Origin of the sequence: Bradyrhizobium uaiense (assembly GCF_010811875.1) — a bacterium.
Taxonomy (GTDB): Bacteria; Pseudomonadota; Alphaproteobacteria; order Rhizobiales; family Xanthobacteraceae; genus Bradyrhizobium; species Bradyrhizobium uaiense.
On the sequence record NZ_VKHP01001294.1, the window covers coordinates 1 to 205 of the forward strand.

The 205-nt window shown below is 64.4% G+C and carries 1 protein-coding gene; it reads right to left on the reverse strand.

Annotated features, from left to right (window positions below; all coding sequences use genetic code 11):
* The coding region (locus FNJ47_RS49665) for a hypothetical protein (RefSeq protein ID WP_163163986.1) at positions 1 to 205 on the reverse strand (205 nt) is incomplete at both ends.

Genomic DNA, 205 nt, shown 5'->3' on the forward strand with positions numbered 1-205 from the left:
GACCCGCCGGACGAAACGATTTCCGTACCGCCGGCAAACACCGCAACGTTGCTGGTCACCGCGCCGGCAACATTGAAAGTGCCGCCGCTGGAGACGCTGACATTGTGGGCAGTCGCGCCGGACAGGACATTCAACATGCCGCCACTGCTGACGGTCGTGTGGTCGATCGCGCCTCCCGACGACACGTTCACCGTGCCGCCCGAAA